General features: G+C 61.4%; 1 protein-coding gene and 1 pseudogene. Both read left to right on the top strand.

What is annotated here, in order from left to right; translation table 11 throughout:
- The first annotated feature begins 124 nt into the window (after positions 1-124).
- Positions 125-520, top strand: coding sequence for a hypothetical protein (locus IV500_RS21145; protein ID WP_196398788.1), 396 nt, complete (start codon positions 125-127; stop codon positions 518-520).
- Positions 520-914 (top strand): annotated as a pseudogene (locus tag IV500_RS21140) (IS3-like element ISAar46 family transposase); the annotation flags it as partial. The gene IV500_RS21145 and the pseudogene IV500_RS21140, both read left to right, overlap by 1 nt.

The raw sequence follows: 914 nt of genomic DNA, 5'->3' as shown, positions 1-914 counted from the left end.
CCCTACGTGTCAGCGTTGGGTAAGGCCAGCAGCTCATAGCAACTCCGTCTGATTCGTAGGGCGAGAACCAGGAACATCATCAATGTCTATCTCCACAATTTCGTTGCCGCGGGAGAATGGGTCCATGAGTAATTCAGGCCCCCGTGCCGGTGGTCCGACCCCTCGAAGGTCGTTCACCCCGGGACAAAAATTAGCCCATCTGGAGGCGTACCAACGAGCCTGCGACGACGGCACCGGCGGCGGCGCTTATCTCCGCCGCGAGGGCGTGTACTCCTCGCAGATCACCGAGTGGCGCAAACTCCGCGACGCCGGCGTGCTCGAGGGTAAAAAGCCGGGCGAGAAAATCGGTAAACCCACGCCCGAGCAAGCAGAAATCGGGCGTCTACGTCGGCAGCTGGAGGTGAGCGAACGCAAGCTGACACGGACCGAAGCAGCGTTATCCATCATGGAAAAAGCACGGCAGCTTTTGGAGGACATCTCCGAAAGCGCGGAGCAACAGCACTGGTACAGGAAACCCTGATGGACGCCTACACCGCGCTCACACAGCAGGGCATCCCGACCCGGGAAGCGGCCCTGACCGCCGGGGTATCCCGGGCCACAGCAACCCGTAAACCCTGCCCACCGGTCATCGTTCCAGCCCCCGCGCCGGTGCCGGTAAACAAGATCGGGCCCGACGAACGGGCCCATATCCTGGAGGTCGTGAACTCGGCGCGTTTCGTGGACCTGCCGCCGATCCAGATTTATGCTCAACTCCTGGACGAAGGAAAGTATTTATGCTCGATCTCCACGTTCTACCGGGTACTGGAGGAGAATAGCCAAGTCAAGGAACGCCGCCGGCAGGCACGGCACCCACCCCGCAAGGTCCCTGAACTGTCCGCGACCAGGCCCGGGCAGGTTTACACCTGTTATGCCGA

The organism is Arthrobacter terrae, from assembly GCF_015708085.1.
GTDB classification, from domain to species: Bacteria; Actinomycetota; Actinomycetes; order Actinomycetales; family Micrococcaceae; genus Arthrobacter_M; species Arthrobacter_M terrae.
The sequence above is the reverse complement of the archived record's forward strand: the minus strand, read 5'-3'. Positions and strand labels throughout refer to the sequence as shown.

Excerpts from the sequence above, each read along its gene's own strand:
- IV500_RS21145 (WP_196398788.1), top strand. The coding sequence starts at position 125 with ATGAGTAATTCAGGCCCCCGTGCCGGTGGTCCGACCCCTCGAAGGTCG.